Annotated in this window: 24 protein-coding genes; 16 read left to right on the forward strand and 8 right to left on the reverse strand. The window is 62.0% G+C overall.

Features of this window, described 5'->3' with window-relative positions:
- Window positions 1–7: 7 nt before the first annotated feature.
- The 13 genes from rsmG to glmU all read left to right on the forward strand — a co-directional run bounded on the left by rsmG (window position 8) and on the right by glmU (window position 10,966).
- Window positions 8–658, forward strand: a complete 651-nt coding sequence (gene rsmG / locus R0382_RS05990; RefSeq protein ID WP_432723216.1) for a 16S rRNA (guanine(527)-N(7))-methyltransferase RsmG — start codon at window positions 8–10, stop codon at window positions 656–658.
- A gap of 20 nt (window positions 659–678) precedes the next feature.
- Window positions 679–1,464: a ParA family protein gene (locus R0382_RS05995; RefSeq protein WP_432723218.1), complete on the forward strand. Its 786-nt coding sequence runs from the start codon at window positions 679–681 to the stop codon at window positions 1,462–1,464.
- A 27-nt stretch (window positions 1,465–1,491) separates the two neighbouring features.
- The gene (locus R0382_RS06000; protein WP_432723219.1) at window positions 1,492–2,343 is read left to right on the forward strand and encodes a ParB/RepB/Spo0J family partition protein; all 852 of its coding nucleotides are present in this window, start codon (window positions 1,492–1,494) and stop codon (window positions 2,341–2,343) included.
- A 202-nt stretch (window positions 2,344–2,545) separates the two neighbouring features.
- Window positions 2,546–2,917, forward strand: coding sequence for an ATP synthase subunit I (locus R0382_RS06005; protein ID WP_432723221.1), 372 nt, complete (start codon window positions 2,546–2,548; stop codon window positions 2,915–2,917).
- Window positions 2,918–2,919: 2 nt separating this feature from the next.
- Window positions 2,920–3,711 (forward strand): F0F1 ATP synthase subunit A, encoded by a 792-nt coding sequence (atpB, locus tag R0382_RS06010; protein ID WP_432723222.1) that lies wholly within the window; start codon window positions 2,920–2,922, stop codon window positions 3,709–3,711.
- An 81-nt stretch (window positions 3,712–3,792) separates the two neighbouring features.
- Complete coding sequence (atpE, locus tag R0382_RS06015) at window positions 3,793–4,074, forward strand: F0F1 ATP synthase subunit C (RefSeq protein ID WP_070529638.1); 282 nt, start codon at window positions 3,793–3,795, stop codon at window positions 4,072–4,074.
- A gap of 44 nt (window positions 4,075–4,118) precedes the next feature.
- Complete coding sequence (locus R0382_RS06020) at window positions 4,119–4,589, forward strand: F0F1 ATP synthase subunit B (protein ID WP_203538622.1); 471 nt, start codon at window positions 4,119–4,121, stop codon at window positions 4,587–4,589.
- 7 nt (window positions 4,590–4,596) lie between these two features.
- Entirely contained in the window at window positions 4,597–5,133 is a 537-nt protein-coding gene (locus tag R0382_RS06025; protein WP_432723225.1) for a F0F1 ATP synthase subunit delta, read from the forward strand.
- Window positions 5,134–5,143: 10 nt separating this feature from the next.
- Entirely contained in the window at window positions 5,144–6,685 is a 1,542-nt protein-coding gene (gene atpA, locus R0382_RS06030) for a F0F1 ATP synthase subunit alpha (RefSeq protein ID WP_432723227.1), read from the forward strand.
- 29 nt (window positions 6,686–6,714) lie between these two features.
- Window positions 6,715–7,584: a F0F1 ATP synthase subunit gamma gene (gene atpG, locus R0382_RS06035; protein WP_432723229.1), complete on the forward strand. Its 870-nt coding sequence runs from the start codon at window positions 6,715–6,717 to the stop codon at window positions 7,582–7,584.
- A 39-nt stretch (window positions 7,585–7,623) separates the two neighbouring features.
- Window positions 7,624–9,003 carry a F0F1 ATP synthase subunit beta gene (atpD, locus tag R0382_RS06040; protein ID WP_432723231.1) on the forward strand — a complete coding sequence of 460 codons (1,380 nt, stop codon included), beginning with the start codon at window positions 7,624–7,626 and terminating at the stop codon, window positions 9,001–9,003.
- Window positions 9,004–9,020: 17 nt separating this feature from the next.
- Window positions 9,021–9,443: a F0F1 ATP synthase subunit epsilon gene (locus R0382_RS06045; protein WP_432723233.1), complete on the forward strand. Its 423-nt coding sequence runs from the start codon at window positions 9,021–9,023 to the stop codon at window positions 9,441–9,443.
- A 146-nt stretch (window positions 9,444–9,589) separates the two neighbouring features.
- Entirely contained in the window at window positions 9,590–10,966 is a 1,377-nt protein-coding gene (gene glmU / locus R0382_RS06050) for a bifunctional UDP-N-acetylglucosamine diphosphorylase/glucosamine-1-phosphate N-acetyltransferase GlmU (RefSeq protein ID WP_432723235.1), read from the forward strand.
- On the opposite strand, the gene R0382_RS06055 is transcribed toward glmU, so the two are convergent.
- Window positions 10,967–11,881 (reverse strand): YihY/virulence factor BrkB family protein, encoded by a 915-nt coding sequence (locus tag R0382_RS06055; RefSeq protein WP_432723237.1) that lies wholly within the window; start codon window positions 11,879–11,881, stop codon window positions 10,967–10,969.
- An 83-nt stretch (window positions 11,882–11,964) separates the two neighbouring features.
- Here R0382_RS06055 and R0382_RS06060 point away from each other — a divergent pair, with 83 nt between their 5' ends.
- Entirely contained in the window at window positions 11,965–12,912 is a 948-nt protein-coding gene (locus R0382_RS06060; RefSeq protein WP_432723239.1) for a hypothetical protein, read from the forward strand.
- Between the two features lie 117 nt (window positions 12,913–13,029).
- On the forward strand, window positions 13,030–14,121 hold the full coding sequence (ychF, locus tag R0382_RS06065; RefSeq protein ID WP_432723242.1) for a redox-regulated ATPase YchF: 1,092 nt from the start codon (window positions 13,030–13,032) through the stop codon (window positions 14,119–14,121).
- Between the two features lie 82 nt (window positions 14,122–14,203).
- Here the strand turns inward: ychF and R0382_RS06070 are convergent, their stop codons facing one another.
- A complete protein-coding gene (locus R0382_RS06070; RefSeq protein WP_432723243.1) occupies window positions 14,204–14,977 on the reverse strand; it encodes an SDR family oxidoreductase in 774 nt (257 codons plus the stop codon).
- A 373-nt stretch (window positions 14,978–15,350) separates the two neighbouring features.
- Between R0382_RS06070 and R0382_RS06075 the strand changes: the two genes are divergently transcribed.
- The gene (locus R0382_RS06075) at window positions 15,351–15,746 is read left to right on the forward strand and encodes a DUF4280 domain-containing protein (protein ID WP_432723245.1); all 396 of its coding nucleotides are present in this window, start codon (window positions 15,351–15,353) and stop codon (window positions 15,744–15,746) included.
- On the opposite strand, the gene R0382_RS06080 is transcribed toward R0382_RS06075, so the two are convergent.
- From R0382_RS06080 to R0382_RS06105, 6 genes are all read right to left on the reverse strand, one after another.
- Window positions 15,743–16,288, reverse strand: coding sequence for a toxin-antitoxin system YwqK family antitoxin (locus R0382_RS06080; protein ID WP_432723247.1), 546 nt, complete (start codon window positions 16,286–16,288; stop codon window positions 15,743–15,745). The genes R0382_RS06075 and R0382_RS06080 overlap by 4 nt on opposite strands.
- A 10-nt stretch (window positions 16,289–16,298) precedes the next feature.
- Window positions 16,299–18,320 (reverse strand): type VI secretion system tip protein TssI/VgrG, encoded by a 2,022-nt coding sequence (gene tssI, locus R0382_RS06085; RefSeq protein WP_432723249.1) that lies wholly within the window; start codon window positions 18,318–18,320, stop codon window positions 16,299–16,301.
- 125 nt (window positions 18,321–18,445) lie between these two features.
- Window positions 18,446–19,360 (reverse strand): hypothetical protein, encoded by a 915-nt coding sequence (locus R0382_RS06090; protein ID WP_432723251.1) that lies wholly within the window; start codon window positions 19,358–19,360, stop codon window positions 18,446–18,448.
- Window positions 19,361–19,362: 2 nt separating this feature from the next.
- Window positions 19,363–19,863, reverse strand: a complete 501-nt coding sequence (locus R0382_RS06095) for a hypothetical protein (protein WP_432723252.1) — start codon at window positions 19,861–19,863, stop codon at window positions 19,363–19,365.
- 254 nt (window positions 19,864–20,117) lie between these two features.
- Window positions 20,118–20,684 (reverse strand): papain-like cysteine protease family protein, encoded by a 567-nt coding sequence (locus R0382_RS06100; protein ID WP_432723254.1) that lies wholly within the window; start codon window positions 20,682–20,684, stop codon window positions 20,118–20,120.
- A 56-nt stretch (window positions 20,685–20,740) separates the two neighbouring features.
- A complete protein-coding gene (locus tag R0382_RS06105) occupies window positions 20,741–21,253 on the reverse strand; it encodes a hypothetical protein (RefSeq protein ID WP_432723255.1) in 513 nt (170 codons plus the stop codon).
- Between the last annotated feature and the right edge of the window lie 21 nt (window positions 21,254–21,274).

Raw genomic sequence — 21,274 nt, forward strand, 5'->3', positions numbered from 1 at the left:
GACCATGATGATTGAAGCGCAAACCCTTGCCGACACGCTGTCGGCCGGCCTGAAACAGCTTGGCCTGACGCTGGACGACGCGCAGCAGAAGCTGCTGCTCGGCTACGTCGGCCTGCTGGAAAAATGGAACAAGACCTACAGCCTGACGGCGATCCGCGAACCGGAACGGATGGTGCCGCACCACCTGCTCGATTCGCTGGCGCCGCTGGCGCATTTCAAGGCCGGCACCGGTGCGCGCATCCTCGATGTCGGCTCGGGTTTCGGCACGCCGGGGATTCCGCTGGCGATCGCGCGGCCGGACTGGCAATTGTTCCTGCTCGACTCGAACCACAAGAAAACCACTTTCCTGCGCCAGGCCATCGTCGATCTGAAACTGACCAATGTCACCGTCGTGACCGAGCGCGTCGAGGCCTTCCGCCCCGAGGCGCCGTTCGACGTGATCACCAGCCGAGCATTCTCGGATCTGGCAGAGTTCGTCAAGCTGACGCGCCATCTGCTCACGCCGGGCGGCGAGTGGGCTGCGCTCAAGGGCGTGTACCCGCACGAGGAAATCGCCCTGCTGCCGGCCGACGTCAAGGCCGTCGGCGTCGACACGCTGACCGTGCCCGGCATCGACGCCGAGCGCCACCTGATCCACCTCGTCCTGGGCGAGGGCTGATTTCGTATGAGGCACACCGCATGAAGGTATTGGCGATCGCGAACCAGAAGGGCGGCGTCGGCAAGACGACGACGTCGGTCAATCTGGCCGCCAGCCTCGCCCATCTCGGCAAGCGCGTGCTGCTGGTTGATCTCGATCCGCAGGCGAATGCGACGATGGGGGCCGGCATCGACAAGGCCAAGCTCAAGCACACGATCTACACGCTGCTGATCGGCGAATCGACGATCCGCGACACGATCGCGCAGTCGGAATCCGGCCGTTTCGACGTGCTGCCGGCCAATCGCGAGCTTGCCGGCGCCGAGGTCGAGCTCGTCGACGCCGAGCACCGCGAATCGCGTTTGAAGACGGCGCTGGCCGAAGTCGCCGGCGACTACGATTTCGTCATCCTCGACTGCCCGCCGGCGCTGAACCTGCTGACGCTGAACGGCATGGTCGCGTGCGATTCGGTGATGATTCCGATGCAATGCGAGTATTACGCGCTCGAAGGGCTCTCGGATCTGGTCAGCACGCTCAAGCGCATCAAGCAGCAGCTGAACCGGAAGATCGAGATCGAAGGCCTGCTGCGGACGATGTACGACCCGCGCTCGACGCTGGCGCAGCAGGTGTCCGACCAACTGGTGAAACACTTCACCAGCAAGCTCTACCACACGGTAATTCCGCGCAATATCCGCCTGGCCGAAGCGCCGAGCTATGGCCGGCCCATCCTCGCCTACGACAAGTCGTCCAAGGGCGCACAGGCATATTTGCAATTGGCCGAGGAATTGCTCGCACGGCATAATGCCCTCGATCCGGCGCCTGTTCTTTGATGGCGCCATTCCTGCCGACGGGACGTAATGGTCAGTAAAAAACTCAAGGGCCTCGGTCGTGGCCTCGATGCGCTGATGGGCGACGTCACAGCCAGCGAATCGCTGGCGATGCTGCCGATCGACAGCCTGCAGCCGGGCCGCTATCAACCCCGCAAAGTCATCGACGAGGATGCGTTGCGGGAACTGGCCGACTCGATTCGTGCCCAAGGGCTGATGCAGCCGGTGCTGGTGCGCCCGATCGACGGCGACGCGCTGGCCGAACCACGCTATGAAATCATTGCCGGCGAGCGTCGCTGGCGTGCCTGCAAGCTGGCCGGACTGTCAGAGATCAGCGCGCTGGTGCGCGATGTCGGCGACGACGCGGTCGCGGCGATGGCGCTGATCGAGAACATCCAGCGCGAGGATCTGAACCCGCTCGAGGAAGCACAAGGGCTGGCGCGCCTGATCGACGAATTCGGCATGACGCACGAAGCGGCAGCCGAGGCGGTCGGCAAATCGCGTGCCACGGTGAGCAATCTGCTGCGGTTGCTGCAACTGGCCGAGCCGGTGCAGAAGCTGCTGCTCGACGGCGCGATCGACATGGGCCATGCCCGCGCGCTGTTGCCGCTGGCGGTACTGACGCAGCTCGATGCGGCGCAGGCCGTTGCGCTCAAGGGCCTGTCGGTGCGCGAAACCGAGGCATTGGTGAAGCGTCTGATGGAGGGCGAGCAGGAAAAACCGCAGCATCGCCCGGATCCGGACGTGGCCAGGCTGGAGGACGAGATCGCCGGCAAACTCGGTGCCAAGGTGTCGATCCGGCAGGGCAAGAAGGGGGCAGGGCGGATCAGCATTGCCTACACCAGCCTCGACGAACTCGACCGGCTGTTGCAGCGCTTCTGACCGTTGCACCAGACCAGTGCGGCGCAGGCCTGCGCTGGATCAAGGCCGGCTTGTTGCGGGAGGTCGATTATGTAGTTAGTTACAAGCAACCATATGTAGCTAATTACGTTAGAAAGGCAAGGCGTTTCAGATCGTCAATGTGTGAAAATTGACGCGTATCAACACGGCTCCGTATAATCGCGGGGCTTTGCGAGCGGTAGATATGGTCGCGCAAGCACAAATCAAGGGCGTGATCTGCCTCAAAGTGGGGATCACGCTGATCGTGATGCTGCTGTCCTTTTTGTTATCGGGGCGCAGTGCGGGAATTGCAAGTGGCCTGGGTGGTGCGATCGCCCTGGCGGGTTCGCTGTTGTATGCGCGTGTCGCCTACCAGATAGCGTACGGCCCGCCGGCAGCGCTGATCCGGCTGCATTACGCAGCCGAAGGCGCCAAGATGGCGCTGACCTTCGTCGCCTTTGCCGCAGTATTCGTTTTTTACCGGCAGGTAGCTTGGATGTGGTTGTTCACCGGATACATCGCCGCTACGAGTGCCTACTGGTTCGGGCTTTTGATTCAATTTAACGGCAAAAAATAACCATGGCTGCAGAACACCACGCTCCGGCGAACGCCACCGAGTACATCCAGCATCACCTGACCTTCAACCAGACCGCCAGCGGTTTCCACCTCGACACCTTCTGGGTTGCGCTGTTCCTCGGTTTTGTCTTCGTCGGCCTGTTCGCCCTCGTCGCCAACCGCGCCACCAGCGGCGTGCCGGGCAAGCTGCAGAACTTCGTCGAGCTGATCGTCGAAATGGTCGACTCGCAGATCAAGGACGCCTTCCACGCCAAGAGCAAGGTCATCGGTCCGCTGTCGCTGACGATCTTCTGCTGGGTGTTCCTGATGAACGCAATGGACTTCCTGCCGGTTGACCTGCTGCCGTGGATTGGCAATCACGTCTTCGGCATCAACTACCTGCGTGTGGTGCCGACCGCCGACGTCAACCAGACCTTCGCAATGTCGATCTCGGTGATGCTCTTGATCATCGGCTTCTCGATCAAGGCCAAGGGCCTGGGTGGCTGGATCAAGGAACTGTTCACCGCGCCGTTCCACGCCTCGGGTCCGATCGGCACCATCATCCTCGCTCCGGCCAACTTCCTGCTGCAGATGGTCGAACTGATCGCCAAGCCGATTTCGCTGGCGCTGCGTCTGTTCGGCAACATGTACGCCGGCGAGCTGATCTTCATGCTGATCGCGCTGCTGCCGTTCTGGATCCAGTGGGTGCTGGGCGCGCCGTGGGCGATCTTCCACATCCTGGTCGTGACGCTGCAAGCCTTCGTGTTCATGATGCTGACCATCGTTTACCTGAGCCTCGCTGTCGAGGATCACTAAAGAATCGGGCCGGGCGGGCTTGCCCGATCGGCACGTGTTTTTCTCATCCCAACCTCAACCATCCTTCTTGGAGTTATAAAAATGGCTGTTGCTGAAATCGCTTCCGTACAAAGCTTCACCGTGATCGCTGCTGCGATCATCATCGGTCTGGCCGCTATCGGTACCGCTCTGGGCTTCGCTATCCTCGGTGGCAAGTTCCTCGAATCGTCGGCTCGTCAGCCGGAAATGATCCCGGTTCTGCAAACCAAGCTGTTCATCATCGCCGGTCTGCTCGACGCGATCTCGATGATCGGTGTTGGTGTTGCCATGCTCTACACCTTCAACAACCCGTTCCTCGGTGCGGTTCTGGCAGCGGCTCAGTAATTCTCTAAGCCCCCGCTTTAACCTTTAACTGGAGGACGTTCAGCGTGGATATCAATATGTCCCTGCTGGGTCAGATGATCACTTTTGCGATCCTGATCCTGTTCACGATGAAGTTCGTATGGCCTCCGCTGACCCGGATGATGGACGAGCGCGCCACGCGTATCGCCGATGGCTTGGCAGCAGCAGATCGCGCCAAGCAAGACTTGGCGAATGCCGAGAAGTCGTCGGCCGACAAGCTGCGTGAAGCCAAACAGCAAGCCACTGAAATCATCGCCCAAGCCGAGAAGCGTGCCGCGCAACTCGTCGACGAAGCGAAGGATGTGGCCAAGCTGGAAGGCGAGCGCCTGATCAAGGGTGCGCAGTCCGATATCGAACAGCAGGTTCAACAAGCCAAGGAAGTGTTGCGTCAGCAGGTCGCCGACCTCGCCGTCGCCGGTGCGCAGAAGATTCTCAGGTCCGAGATCGATGCAACCAAGCACGCCGCGCTGTTGAATACTCTCAAAGCGGAACTGTAAGACAGCCATGGCAGAACTCATCACCGTCGCTCGACCCTACGCCGAAGCCGTGTTTCGCCTTGCGAAAGACGCCGGTACGCTGGGTCAGTGGTCGGACGTGCTCGGTACGCTGTCCCTGATCGCTCAGGACCCGCTTGCCGATAACGTTGTGGCCAATCCCAAGTATTCCGCTGCTCAGGTTCAGCAATTGCTCGCCGGGCTTTTGGGCGGGAACGCCAGCGATGAGGTGAACAACTTCGTTGCCGTCGTACTGGAAAACCGCCGCTTCACCGCGCTGCCGCAGATTTCGTCGTTGTTCGAAACCTACAAGGCTGCCGAAGAAGGTGAGGTCGAGGCCGACATCGTGTCGGCTTTCCCGCTCGAAGATGCGCAAGTGGCCGAGCTCAAGACCGCGCTGGCAAACCACCTGCAACGCAAGGTGGCTGCACAGGTCAGCGTCAATCCCGACTTGATCGGCGGCGTCAAAGTGACGGTCGGCGATGTGGTGATTGATGCGTCCGTGGCCGGCAAGCTCTCTGCCCTCGCGACGAGCCTGAAGAGTTAGGAGATTTTTAATGCAACTCAATCCGTCTGAAATCAGTGAACTGATTAAAGCCCGGATCCAGAATTTGTCCGAAGGCGCTGAAGCCCGTACCACTGGTACGGTTGTTTCGGTCACCGACGGTATCGTCCGCGTGCACGGCCTCTCCGAGGTGATGCAGGGCGAAATGCTGGAATTCCCGGGTAATACCTTTGGCCTGGCGCTCAACCTTGAGCGTGATTCCGTCGGCGCCGTGGTGCTGGGTGAATACACCCACATCTGCGAAGGCGACGAGGTCAAGTGCACCGGCCGCATCCTCGAAGTGCCGGTCGGTCGCGAACTGATCGGTCGCGTGGTGAACTCGCTCGGCCAGCCGATCGACGGCAAGGGCCCGCTGGGTACCAGCCTGACCAGCCCGATCGAAAAGATCGCGCCGGGCGTGATCGCGCGTCAATCGGTCGACCAGCCGCTGCAAACCGGCCTCAAGGCCATCGACACCATGGTGCCGATCGGTCGTGGCCAGCGTGAGCTGATCATTGGTGACCGCCAGACCGGCAAGACCGCCGTTGCGCTGGACGCGATCATCAACCAGAAGGGTGCCGGTGTGACGTGTATCTACGTCGCTATCGGCCAGAAGGCATCGTCGATCGCCAACGTGGTGCGCAAGCTCGAAGAGCACGGCGCCCTTGCCCACACCATCGTCGTCGCTGCCGCGGCGTCCGAATCGGCTGCGCTGCAATACATCGCTGCCTACTCGGGTTGCACGATGGGCGAGTACTTCCGCGACCTCGGCGAAGATGCGCTGATCGTGTACGACGATCTGTCCAAGCAAGCTGTGGCTTATCGCCAGATCTCGCTGCTGCTGCGCCGTCCGCCGGGCCGTGAAGCCTACCCGGGCGATGTGTTCTATCTCCACTCGCGTCTGCTGGAGCGCGCTTCGCGCATCAACGCCGATGAAGTCGAGAAGCTCACCAATGGCGCCGTGAAGGGCAAGACCGGTTCGCTGACCGCACTGCCGATCATCGAAACCCAAGCCGGTGACGTGTCGGCCTTCGTGCCGACCAACGTGATCTCGATCACCGACGGCCAGATCTTCCTGGAAACCGACCTGTTCAACGCCGGTATTCGTCCTGCGATGAACGCCGGTATCTCGGTGTCGCGCGTCGGCGGTGCTGCGCAGACCAAGGTCATCAAGAAGCTCGGCGGCGGTGTGCGTCTGGCGCTGGCCCAGTACCGTGAACTGGCTGCGTTCGCGCAGTTCGCTTCCGATCTGGACGAAGCCACCCGCAAGCAGCTCGAACGCGGCAAGCTCGTGACCGAACTGATGAAGCAGGCGCAGTACAGCCCGCTCAAGGTGGCCGAGCTCGGCGTGACGCTGCTCCTGATCAACAAGGGTGTGTACGACGACGTCAAGGTCGAACGTGCGCTTGCTTTCGAAGCGGCTTTCCTGTCGTACCTGAAGGCCAACGCTGCCGAGGCACTGGCTCGCGTCGAAGAGAAGGGCAACCTTTCCGAAGACGACGAAGCGACCATCCTCAAGGCTGCGGCAAGCTTCAAGTCCGGCAACGCCTACTGATTCGAAACTGATTAAAGAGGAATCGAATCATGGCAGGCGGTAAAGAGATCCGGACCAAGATCAAGAGCGTCAAAAACACGCAGAAGATCACCCGCGCCATGGAAATGGTGGCGACGTCCAAAATGCGCCGTGCGCAGGAGCGCATGCGTGGTGCCCGGCCTTACGGTGACAAGATCCGCAAGGTCACGGCCCACCTGAGCGCTGCGCTGGTGGACTACGCGCATCCTTTCCTGCAACAGCGCGACACCGTCAAGCGGGTTGGTTTCATCATCGTCACGTCGGACAAGGGCTTGTGCGGTGGTCTGAACACCAACGCACTGCGCCTGACGCTGAATGCGATGAAGGAATTGCACCAGAAGGGTGTGGAAATCGCCGTCACCGCCATTGGCAACAAGGGCTTCGGCTTCATGAACCGCAACGGCGCGAAAGTGATTTCGCACGTTGTGGGTCTGGGCGACACGCCGCATGTCGAGCAGCTGATCGGACCGATCAAGGTCATGGTCGATGCTTATGTGGCCGGTGAAATCGACGAGGTTCGCCTCGTCTACACCAAGTTCGTCAACACCATGAAGCAGGAGCCGACTGTCGAGCAGCTGCTGCCGCTGGCCGGTGAGGCCATTGGCCAGCCGGACCACGGTTACAACTGGGAATACCTGTACGAGCCGGATGCCAAGACCGTCATCGACGATCTGATGATCCGTTACCTCGAAGCACTGGTGTACCAGGCTGTGGCCGAGAACATGGCCAGCGAGCAGGCAGCGCGGATGGTGGCGATGAAGGCGGCCACCGACAACGCTGACAAGGTGATCGGCAATCTGCAACTGCTGTACAACAAGACGCGTCAAGCGGCGATTACGAAAGAACTTTCGGAAATCTGCGCCGGCGCTGCAGCGGTTTAACAGATCGCCAACCCGAATTTACTGATTAGGAACCCTAAGATGAGCCAAGGGAAAATCGTACAAATCATTGGCCCGGTGGTCGACGTGGAATTCCCGCGCGACAACCTGCCCAAGGTGTATGACGCGCTCAAGCTCGCCGGCCAGGATCTGACGCTGGAAGTCCAGCAGCAGCTTGGTGACGGTGTCGTGCGTGCGATCGCCATGGGTACGACCGATGGCCTGAAGCGCGGCCTGCTGGTGGACAACACCCACGCACCGATCTCGGTGCCGGTGGGTAACGCCACGCTGGGTCGTATCATGGACGTGCTGGGCAACCCGATTGACGAAGCTGGCCCGGTGCAAACCGACGTCCGCCGCGCCATTCACCAGCCGGCACCGAAGTTCGACGAGCTGAACCAGTCGATCGACCTGCTGGAAACCGGCATCAAGGTCATCGACCTGGTGTGTCCGTTCGCCAAGGGCGGCAAGGTCGGCCTGTTCGGCGGCGCCGGCGTCGGCAAGACCGTCAACATGATGGAACTGATCAACAACATCGCCAAGGCGCACTCGGGTCTGTCCGTGTTCGCCGGCGTGGGTGAGCGTACCCGTGAGGGCAACGACTTCTACCACGAGATGAAGGACTCCAACGTCCTCGACAAGGTGGCGATGGTGTACGGCCAGATGAACGAGCCGCCGGGCAACCGTCTGCGCGTAGCACTGACCGGTCTGTCGATCGCTGAACACTTCCGTGACGAAGGTCGCGACATCCTGTTCTTCGTCGACAACATCTACCGCTACACGCTGGCCGGTACCGAAGTATCGGCACTGCTGGGCCGTATGCCGTCGGCGGTGGGTTATCAGCCGACGCTGGCCGAAGAAATGGGCGCCCTGCAAGAGCGCATCACTTCGACCAAGAGCGGTTCGATCACGTCGATCCAGGCCGTTTACGTCCCTGCGGATGACTTGACCGACCCGTCGCCGGCAACGACCTTCGCCCACTTGGATGCAACCGTCGTTCTGAGCCGTGACATCGCCGCGCTGGGTATCTACCCGGCCGTCGACCCGCTCGACTCGACCTCGCGCCAGCTGGATCCGCAAGTCGTCGGCGACGAGCACTACAGCGTCGCACGTGGCGTGCAGCAAACGCTGCAGAAGTACAAGGAACTGCAGGACATCATCGCGATTCTGGGTATGGACGAGCTGTCGCCTGAAGACAAGCTGTCCGTGGCCCGTGCGCGTAAGATCCAGCGCTTCCTGTCGCAGCCTTTCCACGTGGCCGAAGTGTTCACCGGCTCGCCGGGCAAGTACGTGCCGCTGAAGGAAACCCTCAAGGGCTTCAAGGGCATTCTCAACGGCGATTACGATCACCTTCCGGAGCAGGCCTTCTACATGGTCGGCGGTATCGAAGAAGCGATCGAAAAAGCCAAGACCTTGCAATAAGGGGATAGCCGATGGCCATGACCATGCACGTGGACGTGGTAAGCGCCGAGGAACTGATCTACTCCGGTACGGCCGAGTTCATCTCGGCGCCTGCCGACAAGGGCGAGATCGGTATCCTGCCGCGGCACGCGCCGCTGCTCACCCGGGTTCGCCCCGGTGCGCTGCGGATCAAGCCGGCCAACTCGAACGATCCGGACGTGATCCTGTACGTTTCGGGCGGCCTGCTTGAAGTGCAACCGCACGTGGTGACGGTGCTGGCCGACACCGCGATTCGCGGTGCCGACATCGACGAAGCCAAGGCACTCGATGCCAAGCGCCGTGCCGAGGAAGCCCTCAAGGGCAAGACCGGCGCGGTTGACTTCGCGATGGCGCAAGCCGAACTGCTCGAAGCGGTCGCGAAACTCGCGGTCCTCGAGAAGCTCAAGAAGCGCGGCCACTAAGCGCCCCAAGCGCCCCAAAAAAACCCCGGTCCTGTGACCGGGGTTTTTCTTTGTCGCCACCTAGCGACCGGGTATGGACCCGATACCGTCGGTGCGCCGCTCGGCGCTACAATGCAGCCATTCTTTCTCGTCGATTCAGGGTTCCCATGACTCATCCGCTCAACGTCGTCGTCCTTGCCGCCGGTCAGGGCAAGCGCATGTATTCGAAGCTGCCCAAGGTGCTGCACCAGATTGCCGGCAAGCCGCTGGTGGGCCATGTGCTCGACACCGCACGTGCCTTGCAGCCGTCGAAGCTGGTCGTCGTCCATGGCCATGGCGGCGAGCAGGTGCAGGCGGCTCTCGCCAGCGGTCAGTCTGATCTGGCGTGGGCGCATCAGGCCCAGCAGCTCGGCACCGGCCATGCGCTGGCGCAGGCGCTGCCGCAGCTCGAAGGCGGCGTGACGCTGATGCTGTACGGCGACGTGCCGCTGACCCGGGTGTCGACCTTGCAGGCGTTGCTGGCCGCGGTCGAAGGCGGCAAGCTCGGCATCCTCACCGACGTGCTCGATGACGCGACCGGCTATGGCCGCATCGTCCGCAATGCCGCCGGCGAAGTACTGGCGATCGTCGAGCAGAAGGATGCGACGCCCGAGCAGGCGGCGATCCGCGAAATGAACACCGGCATTCTGGCGCTGCCGACCGAACGGCTCGCCGGCTGGCTGGCCGAGTTGAAGAACGACAACGCCCAGGGCGAGTACTACGCGACCGACCTGATCGCGCTGGCTGTGCGTGACGGCGTCGCGGTCGCAACGGTACAGCCGCAGGACCACTGGGAAGCCGAAGGCATCAACAACAAGGTGCAGCTGGCTGCGCTCGAGCGCATTTTCCAGCAGCAGCAGGCGCAGGCCTTGCTGACCGCCGGCATCACGCTGCGCGACCCGGCACGTTTCGAGCTGCGCGGCACGCTGGCACACGGCATGGATGTGATCGTCGACGTGAACTGTGTGTTCGAAGGTCAGGTCGTGCTCGGCCACGACGTCAGCATCGGCGCCAACTGCGTGCTGAAGAACGTCACCGTCGCCGATGGTGCGGTGATTCACCCGTTCTGCCATCTCGAAGACGCGGTGATCGGTGCCGGCAGCCTGATAGGCCCGTACGCGCGACTGCGCCCCGGTGCGGAGCTGAGTGAAAACGTCCACGTCGGCAATTTCGTCGAAGTGAAGAAGTCGGTGATCGGCGTCGGCTCCAAGGTCAATCACCTGAGCTATATCGGCGACACCACCATCGGTTGCGACGTCAATGTCGGCGCCGGTACCATCACCTGCAATTACGACGGTGTGAACAAGTTCCGTACGGTGATCGAGGACGAGGCACGCATCGGCTCGAACAACTGTCTGGTTGCACCGGTGACGATCGGTGCGCGCGCAACCACCGGCGCGGGTTCGGTGATCGGCAAGAACGCGCCGGCCGGCGAACTGACGGTCGCTCGGGCCAAGCAGGTGACGATTCCGGGCTGGCAGCGGCCGGAAAAGCCGACGAAGTAATCAGCCGGAGGGCGGGGCGGCGTCCTCGGCCGCCTTGTGGTGGCGCGGCGGGATCGGCTCGGCGTAGAGATTGGGCCTGATCGGCGCGCCGCGCGCCTCGGCCACCGCCTCGGTCAGTTCCGCGCCGAGCAGCAGGATCAGCGCCGAGTAGTAGACCCACACCAGCAGCACGACGATGCTGCCGGCCGGGCCGTAGGCGCCGCCGACGTCGCTGTTGGCGATGTAGACGCCGATGCCGATCTTGCCGAGCAGGAACAGCGCATCGGTCAGCGTCGCGCCGACCAGCGCATCGCGCCAAGCGATCTGCGCGTCGGGCAGGATCTTGAAGATCGCCGCGAACACGAAAATGAACACCGCGGTCGAGATGCCCACCTCGAGGCCCTGCCACAGCAGCGTGCTGCCGGGGACGAACAGCCGGATCGCCGCACTGGCGCTGAACGAAATCACCAGCAGGAAAGCGACCGCCAGCAGCAGGCCGAGCGCATTCAGCCGCGAACGCAACCAGCCGAGCACCGCCGCGCCGGGCTTGGCGCGCAGCCCCCAGACGCGGTTCAGCGCGCCTTGCAGCTGGGTGAATACCGCCGACGCAGCGATCAGCGTGATGCCGAGGCCGATCAGGCCGGCCAGATTGCCGACATTGGGCCGGCTGCTGGCGTTATGGATGACGATGGCGACGGCGTCGGCCGCCTTGGGGCCGACCATCTCGTTGAGGCCCTCGACCAGCCTGCCCTGATAGTCGGCGCTCAGCGAAGCGACGACCCATAGCAGCAAGACCAGCAGCGGTGCGAACGACAGCGCCGAATAGAAGGCCAGTGCGGCGGCGCGCGTCATCAGTTCGTCGTCGAAGAAACCGGCGACGGTTTTTTCGACCACGCGTCTGACCAGCAGGTACAAGGCGTGAATCCGCGCCCACATCGGCAATACTCCAGACAGGAATAGTTATCAGCTTAAGCGCGGGCCCGGACGAAATCGAGCGGGGCGCGCAGACGGGGACGAGGATGCCGCTCCGGATCTATCTTTGGGCGATCGCCTTCGGCATCGCGACGCCGGTTCATGCCGGCAGCGTGTTCGGCCAGCTCGGTGCGACGTCGGCCAACTCGCCCGACGAGAACAGCTACGGCTGGGCCATCGGTTACGACCAGCCCCTGGGCGAGACGTTGTCGATGCGCTTCGCCTGGCTGAACGAGGGCCACGTCAGCGGTCACCGCCGCGATGGTCAGGCGCTGCAACTGTGGGCCGGCGTACCGCTCGGCGCGGGCTGGCGACTTGCCGCCGGCGCCGGGCCGTATTACTACTACGACACGCAGAACGCCGGTGACGGCTACCGGATCTCGCACGGCTGGGGCGGACTGTACAGCGTGGCGCTGCAGTACGACACCGGCGGCGGCTGGATCTGGGCGCTGCAATACAACCGGATCGAGGCGCGTGACGGCTTCGACACCAATGCGCTGCTGCTGCAGCTCGGCTACCGGCTGGACGGGGCGTCCACCGTGGCCGCGGAGACGCCGTCGGGACGCCAGCAGGTCGCCTTGCTGCTCGGTGCCGCCATCGTCAACAACCTCGACTCGCCCAACTCCTTCAGCGGCGGCATCGAGTACCGCTTCCGTTTCGCCGATGACTGGGCGATCTCGGCGCAGTGGCTCGACGAGGTGAACACCGAGGTGCTGCGGCGCCAGGGCATCGCCACCCAGCTGTGGTACGAGCCGCAATTCGACGCTGGCCGCTACAGCGTCGGCATCGGGCTCGGGCCGTACTACGCGACCCGGCTCGACGACCCGAACGGCAGCGATGCCGACGCCGACAAGCGCTGGGCAGGGCTGGTCTCGCTCGGCGCCGGCTACCGCCTTTCCGGGCCGTGGATGATGCGGGCGGCGTGGCATCGCGTGCTGACCTCGTACAGCCGCGACAGCGACGTGCTGCAAGTCGGGATCGCTTACCGCTTCTGAACATCCGCGCTTGCGGCCGAATACCGTCTGGATTGATGGCCGGGAATGCTACAATCGGCGTTTTTCCCCGCAGCGCGATTCGTGCGCAGGGGATTGATCGATCAAGGATTTTTCCCGATGAGCCTCAAATGCGGCATCGTCGGCCTGCCCAACGTCGGCAAGTCGACGCTCTTCAATGCACTGACCAAGGCCGGCATCGAAGCCGCCAATTACCCGTTCTGCACCATCGAGCCCAATGTCGGCATCGTTGAAGTGCCGGACCCGCGTCTCGGCGAGCTGGCCAGCATCATCAATCCGCAGAAGATCGTTCCGGCCATCGTCGAATTCGTCGACATCGCCGGCCTGGTCGCCGGCGCGTCGAAGGGCGAAGGCCTGGGCAACCAGTTCCTCGCCAACATCCGCGAGACCGACGCCATCGTCAACGTCGTGCGCTGCTTCGAGAACGACAACGTCGTCCACGTTGCCGGCCGCGTCGATCCGATCGACGACATCATCGTCATCGGCACCGAACTGGCGCTGGCCGACCTGGCGACGGTCGAGAAGTCGATCCAGCGCGACGGCAAGAAGGCCAAGAGCGGCGACAAGGATGCGATCGCGCTGGTCAAGGTGCTCGAAAAACTGGTGCCGCACCTGAACGAAGGCCTGCCGGCGCGCTCGGCCGGCCTGTCCGATGACGACAAGCTGATCATCAAGTCGCTGTGCCTGCTGACGATCAAGCCGGCGATGTATGTCGCCAACGTCGCCGAAGACGGTTTCGACAACAATCCGCTGCTCGACAAGGTTCGCGCGCACGCCGAAGCCGAAGGCGCGCCGGTGGTTGCCGTCTGCGCCGCGATCGAATCGGAAATCGCCGAGCTCGACGACGCCGACAAGGCCGAGTTCCTCGCCGAAATCGGCCAGGATGAACCGGGTCTGGACCGCTTGATCCGTGCCGCCTACCAGCTGCTCGGCCTGCAGACCTACTTCACCGCCGGCGTGAAGGAAGTCCGCGCCTGGACGATCCACATCGGCGACACCGCACCGCAGGCCGCCGGCGTGATCCACACCGACTTCGAACGCGGCTTCATCCGCGCGCAAACGATCTCGTTCGCCGATTTCATCCAGTACAAGGGTGAACAGGGCGCCAAGGAAGTCGGCAAGATGCGCGCCGAAGGCAAGGATTACGTCGTCAAGGACGGCGACGTGCTGAACTTCCTGTTCAACGTCTGATCCTGATTACGCGATCACCGACGCAAAACCCGGCATGGCGTGCAGCCTGCCGGGTTTTTTCATGGCCGGACGATGTGCTGACCTACTTGGTGGTGTAACCGCCGTTGATCAGGATGGTCTGGCCGGTGATCCACCAGCCGTCGCTGACCAGATGGCGCAGGAAGGGCACCACGTCGCCGATGTCGGTCAGCCCGGTCTTCGAGTGGCCGGAGAGCGCGGCGGCGTGCTGATGGTAGGCGACGGCGTCGGCGCCTTCGGCCGGATAGAAGAACGGCGTGTCCATCGGGCCGGGGCCGATGGCGTTGACCGAAATGCCGCGTTCGCCGAATTCCTTGGCGGCCGCGCGGGTGAAATGCTCGACCGGCGCCTTGGTCCCGGCGTACGCGGCGTAGAACGGTGTGAAGGCGCCCAGCAACGAGGTGACGATGGTGACCACCTTGCCGTGGTCGTTCACATGCCTGCCGGCTTCCTTGAGAAAGAAGAACGCCGATTTGGCGTTGACCGCGCTCATCTCGTCGTACTCGGTCTCGCTCACGTCGACGATGGGCTTCTTGAGTACCTTGCCGACGGTGTTGATGGCGATATCGGGGCGGCCGACGCTGGCGATCACGTCGGCGAACAGCCTTTCGACGGCGCCGGCGGTGCTCAGGTCGGCCTGAAAGGCGACGGCTTCGGCGCCGGCGGCGCGAATCGCCTTGAGCGTGTCGTCGGCGGCGCTCTGGCTGGCGGCACTGTTGTAGTGGATGGCGACGGCCCGGGCGCCGTGCTGCGCCAGATCGCGCGCCAGCAGGCCGCCGAGGTTTTTGGCGCCGCCGGTGATCAGGACGACTTTGCCGCGTATAGCGTGATCGGTCATGGTCTTGCTCCGTCGTTGCAGGCGGGCCGTGGCAGCGCGCCACGTCGCCGGAAGAAACCATCCCGCCGAAGCGGGGCCTGATTTCCATCATTCGCCAAAAATCCCGGCCTTGCCGGCTTCGGCCTGACGACCGGCCCTCCGGGCTTCCTGCTGCGTACTTGAGGCCAGTACCACGGCCCGCTCGGTGGCGGCGCGGATCGGTTTCGCCGGTGGGCCGGGCGGTGTGCGGCCGCGTATGGGCCGGGCATGTCACGCCGATTGCACGGATCGCTATTCGTCCGCGCACGTGCAGAGGCCTGTTTTACACTGTGTACGAGATGGGCGAAGCCGCGCCGGCCTGGCGCCATGCCCGCTGACTTTCGGAGCCCGATCGATGTCCATGCCCCATGTCTGCGCCGGTGCGACGCTGCAATGCAGTTTCGGCATGGCGCCGGCACCGCTGAACGTGCTGCCGGTGAATCGCGTCCTGCTCGGTGGCATGCCGGCGGCGACGCTGATGGATCACATCCCCATCGTCAACATCACGCCGTTCGCGATGTGCCAGAGCATGGCGAACCCGACGGTCATCGCGGCGACGGCGGCCGCGCTCGGTGTGCTGACGCCGATGCCGTGCGTGCCGGTGACGGCGGCGCCGTGGATTCCCGGCGGCGCGACGACGGTGCTGCTCGGCAATATGCCGGCGCTGAGCGCCGGCGGCACGCTGATGTGCAACTGGGCCGGCGTGATCAAGATCGTCTCGCCCGGTCAGGTCAACACGCTCGTGCCCTAGTCGTGCCCCTGCCAGCGTCGCCACCACCAGGCGAGGCGGGAAATCGGCTTGTTGTCGGCGTCGAGCGGGCGGCCGTCGGTATGGAAACCTTCGATCCGGCCCGCCGGTTTGCCGTCGACGAAGCTGTGGCGTTCGGCCAGCTGGCCGTTGGCGTGAAAACGCTGCTGTAGCCCGTGCAGTTTGCCCTGACGATAGCGGCTGTGCTGTGCGACCTGCCCGTCCGGATGGAAGACCTTGGCGTCGCCGTGCGGCACGCCAAGCCGGTAGCCGGCCGTGTGCAGCAACTTGCCGTCGGGGCCGAAGAAGCTGGCCGGGCCGTGCAGCGCGTTGTCGGCGTAGTGCATGCGCGCCGCCAGCTTGCCGTTCGGATGCAGCAACTGGAACGGCCCGTGCAGGGCGCCCTGTTCGTAGGCCAGTTGCGCCAGCGGCTTGCCGGCGTCGCGGATCTGCAGCGTGCCCTGCAAGGCACCGCCGGCCAGGGTGCCGGTCAGCCGGGTTTGCTCGCGTTCCAGATCCAGTGTTTGTACGTCGTTCGCTGCCACGATGCTTCCATCAGTTGAGTTTGACGATGCCGCCCTTGACGGTGAGCATGCCGCCGCCGTCGACGGTCTGTTCGGCTGCGGCCTTGTTCATCAGGCTGACGCCGGCATCGTTGGTCAGCGTCGTGCCGGCCTTGTTGTCGAGCGAGGTGCCGGCCTGGTTGGTCAGCGCGGTGCCGGCCTTGTTGGTCAGCGAGGTACCGGCCTGATTCGTCAGCGCGCCATCGCTCTTGGCGCTGAAGGCGCCGGTGCTCTGCAGCGTCAGCGTGCCGCCGACCTTGATCGTCAGATTGCCGTCGATCGTCAGCGTGTAGTCGCCGCTGATCTTGTGCTCGAACTTGCCGCCGGTGGTGTGGCTCTGGTCGCCGTCGACCTTGAGCGTGCGCGTGCCCTTGACCTCGAGCGTTTCGGTACCGGTCTTGATCGCCGTCGTCCGGTTGCCCTTCTCGATCGTCGTGCTGTCGTTGCCTTCGCTGACGGTGCGCGTACGGTCGTGCTTTACCGTCAGCGTTTCGTCGTGGCCGATGGTGGTCTTGCTGTCGTTGAGGACATTGGCGGTGAAGTCCTTCTGCGCCTGCAGGAAGACTTCCTCGCTGTCCTTCTTGTCCTCGAAGCGCAACTCGTTGAAGCCGCCGCCGCCCTTGCTCGAATTGGTCTTGATGCCGCTCTGCGTCTGGTTGGCCGGCAGCGCGTACGGCAAGGAGTTGTCGCCGTTGTAGACGCAGCCGGTCACCAGCGGCCGGTCCGGATCGCCGTCGATGAAGGTGACAATGACCTCCTGACCGATGCGCGGAATGAACTGGGCGCCGAAGCCCTTGCCGGTCCACGCTTGCATCACGCGAATCCAGCACGAGCTGTTCTCGTCGTTCTGGCCGTCGCGGTCCCAGTGGAACTGCACCTTGATGCGGCCGTACTGGTCGGTCCAGATTTCCTCGCCGGATTTGCCGACCACGGTGGCGGTCTGCGTGTGCATATACGGCTTGGCGGTGGTCCGCGGCGGCCGGTAGGCGGTGGCCTTGGGAATCGCCTCGAAGCGGTTGGCGTAGTGCTGGTGATCGCCGTCATGGGTGACCGCGGTCACCAGCCATTCGATATTGGCCGCGGCGCTGTCGTGGTCGGTGAGCGTGAACGTGTGGCCGGGGATCAGCCAGCGGCAATCGCTCTCGCCGACGAAACACAGCGCCTGCGTGCGCAGTGCGTCGACACGGCGCTTGGCCAGCGTATCGCCGGTGGCTTTCACCGTATAACCGCCCGGATGCTCGTATTGGCTTAGCGGGCCGTCCTTGGCCAGCGCCTGCGTGTACAGCGCGGTCGTCGGCGTGGTGAATTCGTAATCGGTAGTGCGGTGGCCGGTGCTGACCGCCTGCTGGCGCAACTGGCCGCCGCGGATCGTGTGCAGCTCGCGCCGGCCCATCTCGCCGGGCTTGAACGCCAGCGTGCTGGCATTCGGGCAGGCCGGAAACGCATCGTTGTTGTCGGCCAGCACCAGCGTGTGCTTGCCGGCGGCGTGGGTGAAGAAATAGAAAATGCCTTCGTCTTCGAGCAGGCGAGAGACAAAGGCGAAATCGCTCTCGCCGTACTGGACGCAGTACTCGCGCGCCGTATAGCTGGCGTTGAGCTTGAGCTGGTAATCGCTGAAGCCGTGCACCGCGAACACCGCCTTGACGATGTCCGGCACGGTCTTGTTCTGGAAGATGCGGTTGTTGCTCGCCAGCGTCAGCCACCACAGCCACGGCCGCAAGGCGACGGCGTACCGCTCGAAGCCGCCGCTGCCGTCGAGCGGCAGCTGGCTGATCTCGGCGCACAGGCCGTCGAGCGGGCGCTGCTTGTCGTCATTGTTCAGCGACAGCGTCAGATGCTTGGCGATCGCATCGCTCATCGTCAGCGCCGTCGTGCTGACGCACTGCGCGCTGACCTCGCCCAGCGCGTTCAGCGCCTCGTGGCCGCTGAAGGCGTTGGCGTACAGCGCATCCAGCGGCGCGGTGGCGCTGAGGCTGAGGCTGAGCGAGGTATTGGTGTCGGTGGGGCGGGGCATGCGTGAATCCGGGGTAGAGATATCTGGCTGTGGTTTACGGCGACGGCATGGGTGCAGTCATCGGCCAAATCCGATCCGACAGGCAAATCGCACTGTATTGCATGGCGTCGGGATCAGGTAGCGCTTCACAGCGAAAACACCGGAATCTGATCGCCTTTTAACGCGAGCGCCTTCATGCCGGGATAAATCGCCAGCACCTGCCCGCCGGGGCAGGTGGCGGTGCTGATGCCAGCCATGTGGGCATGAAGCTGAACGACGCCGGTGGCCGCAAAGACGACGCGCGCACGTGCCGCGGCAGCCAGCTCGCTCACCATGACGAGGCCGTCCTCGGCAACCAGATTGCAGGAATAAATGGAAATGGCCAGCCCGGGCCTCAGTAGTTTCTGCAATTGCTCGCCAAATACCGTCGGCGAAACGAAATTTTTTCCCTCTGTCGGAATACCCAGTGCATCTTCGCGTGTCGGGGCATTGGGATTGCCCAGCCAGACTTGACCGCAATTGCCGTGGGTGACGATCAGCACACGGTCTATCCTCGTCTTGCCAAGGGCCGCGATTTTTCCGAGCGTATCGGTATACGAGACGCAGGCATGAATTTTGTGGACGGTAAATTCTAGCTGTTCAATGTAATACTTCTCGACCGCGGCACAAAAAGCCGCCCCGGAATCCCCGGCGCTAACGTGCTTGCTGAAGTCGTGGTAAATAATGAGCACGCTCGGGTTGTACGCTCCCAGATTGTCCTCCGGGCCGCAGACATAAACGATATGGTTGTCATAGTTGATTGCCTCGACCTCTGATTCATCCTTCGGAAAATCCTCGGATTCGGTGGCCAATTTGACGTACGACCCGATCTTGGCATAGCTTTTTTCCAGCTCGTTCTCGACCCAGGCGGTATCATTGGTCTGGATAACGCCCCTGACGCTGTTGATTTCGACGAGGGTGGCCTTGCTCCAGCGCACCAATAGCTCTTCCGGGCCGTCGATATTTTTGACGACAATACCTGCTTTAACCTTTCTGACAATGATGGCTACCCAAAAATTCATGGTCATTCCTCATCATCGTAGGTGGCGCCATCGCTGTCGGCATCCCAATCCCAGGTAAACATGTCTTCCATCGATGAATTGATGTCCTTGATTGATGCCCCTGATTCGGTGAAATAGCCAAACTTGCCCAGCCCGTCGCCGTAGTCGCTGTGGCAGAAAACGCCGATAGGGATATCGGCACCAAGGCGTGCTTTGACCAAGAACGGCACATGGTAGGCGCAGCCGCTGCCCTTGCTGCAGGGCAGGAGCTTGCAATCCGTTACGATAATGGCGGACTTGTGCGGTTTGGCAATCAAGGTCTTCTGCTTCCAGAATTTCTGATCCGGATGCTTCAAAGGCGACGATTCCAGCCCGGCGCTGCCTTGCTCCTTGCCGACCGCGAGCGAATAGCATGCATCGCCGACCCACCACAGCCAATGCGCGATATAGCGCACCGGCCCGGTATCATAATCGGCCACATTGCCGTAAAGCACCGGTGATTGGTAGCGTTCCTTCTCGTCCATGCTTCGCTCCTGCAAAGTTGTCGTGAATCGGTGGTGCCGCAAACCGATTGTGGGATCTGCGATGTTGCGGCGAATGCGGGAAAATCAAAGTTGAAGCAACAGATCAGTCTTTACACCTTAATTCGTCGTTTCGGAAAGTCCGAGCCATGCCACCTTGTCCCGTTCCGCTTATGGGGGGCTGGATATGGGGCATGGCTTTCTGAGTCAGCGCTTCTTCTGATCTTTGGCTTCTTCATTCTGCCCAACCTGCGGGCTTAGCCTTTTTGAATGGTGATGATTCGACTACAAAAAGCCCAAATGTTGGTATGGAGGCCGTTGTGGTATCTGTATGAAAACCCGTCTCTGAATTCTTTCACGCTTGAAACTCGGATGTCCGTAAGAAATGGGTTGCTGCTGTTTATATTGGCCGGGTCTTTGTAGGCAATGGTGCCTGTCGACCTGTTTATCGAGGTGATGACGATGGCGTGCCCGAAACCGTGTATTTGCGAGCTTCTGATTCCGGCAATGACAGGAACGTTGTTGCTGATGGCGTTGAATATCGCATCGATGATCTCGCCATCACCATGATCGTCCAGCTTCATGGTTGTCACCGTGTAGCCGTGTGCAGTGCCGTATAGCGTTAAAAGTTTTTCTGGGCTTCCGGCCCCGGTCATCGAGCTTGCCGATTCGGAGTCAGGGGCGTAATGGGTATCTTCCAGCGTCTTCAATGCAGGTAAATCGGGTAGGCCCAGATAGCATAGCGTGTAGTGTGCCGCGCTGATCCAGCACGATGTTTTGTGCGTTTGTTTTTTTATGGGGACATGCCGTACTGAAACAAACATATGACGTCCTTAATTAAGGTGTCTTGATTTTATAAGTTGTGGTGGCGACAATAGCATTACTGCTTCTTCCATAATTTGCCGCCCGGCTTTTTCTTCCAAATAGCCGGTGTGGTGTTGGGATCAAGATCCTTCTTTAGCAGCTCGCCTGCCTGTTTTTTGAATCCCAGCTTTTCGTAAAAACTTGGTCCGCCCTCTTCCTTGGGCTTGCTCATGTCGGTCAGGGTCAGTTTCCCGTTTTTCCCCATTTTTTCCGAGAACTGAACGGCACGCTCAATCAGCTTTGTGCCGACACCGGCCATGCCTGGCTTTGCGCATACGTCCTCAACCTTGATGGCACTGTCTTCCATTTTTAGCGTCATCAGTCCAGCAATGTTCTGCTCGGCTTTTGTAATGGCAATGAATTTGTATATTTTGGGGCCGATGGTCGCGTAGGATTCCGCAATATTCAAGGCATCTTGTGCCTGAGTATTTGATGGATTGCCTGAGAGCATGAGTTCCACTTGGGCAATAAAAGACTTCGCCGCCTCCACATAATGAGGCTGGCTTATTTGGTATACCTCATACTCCATCTTGAGTTCCTTCTGCGTGAT

Source organism: Jeongeupia wiesaeckerbachi (assembly GCF_050916355.1).
Classification (GTDB): domain Bacteria; phylum Pseudomonadota; class Gammaproteobacteria; order Burkholderiales; family Chitinibacteraceae; genus Jeongeupia; species Jeongeupia wiesaeckerbachi.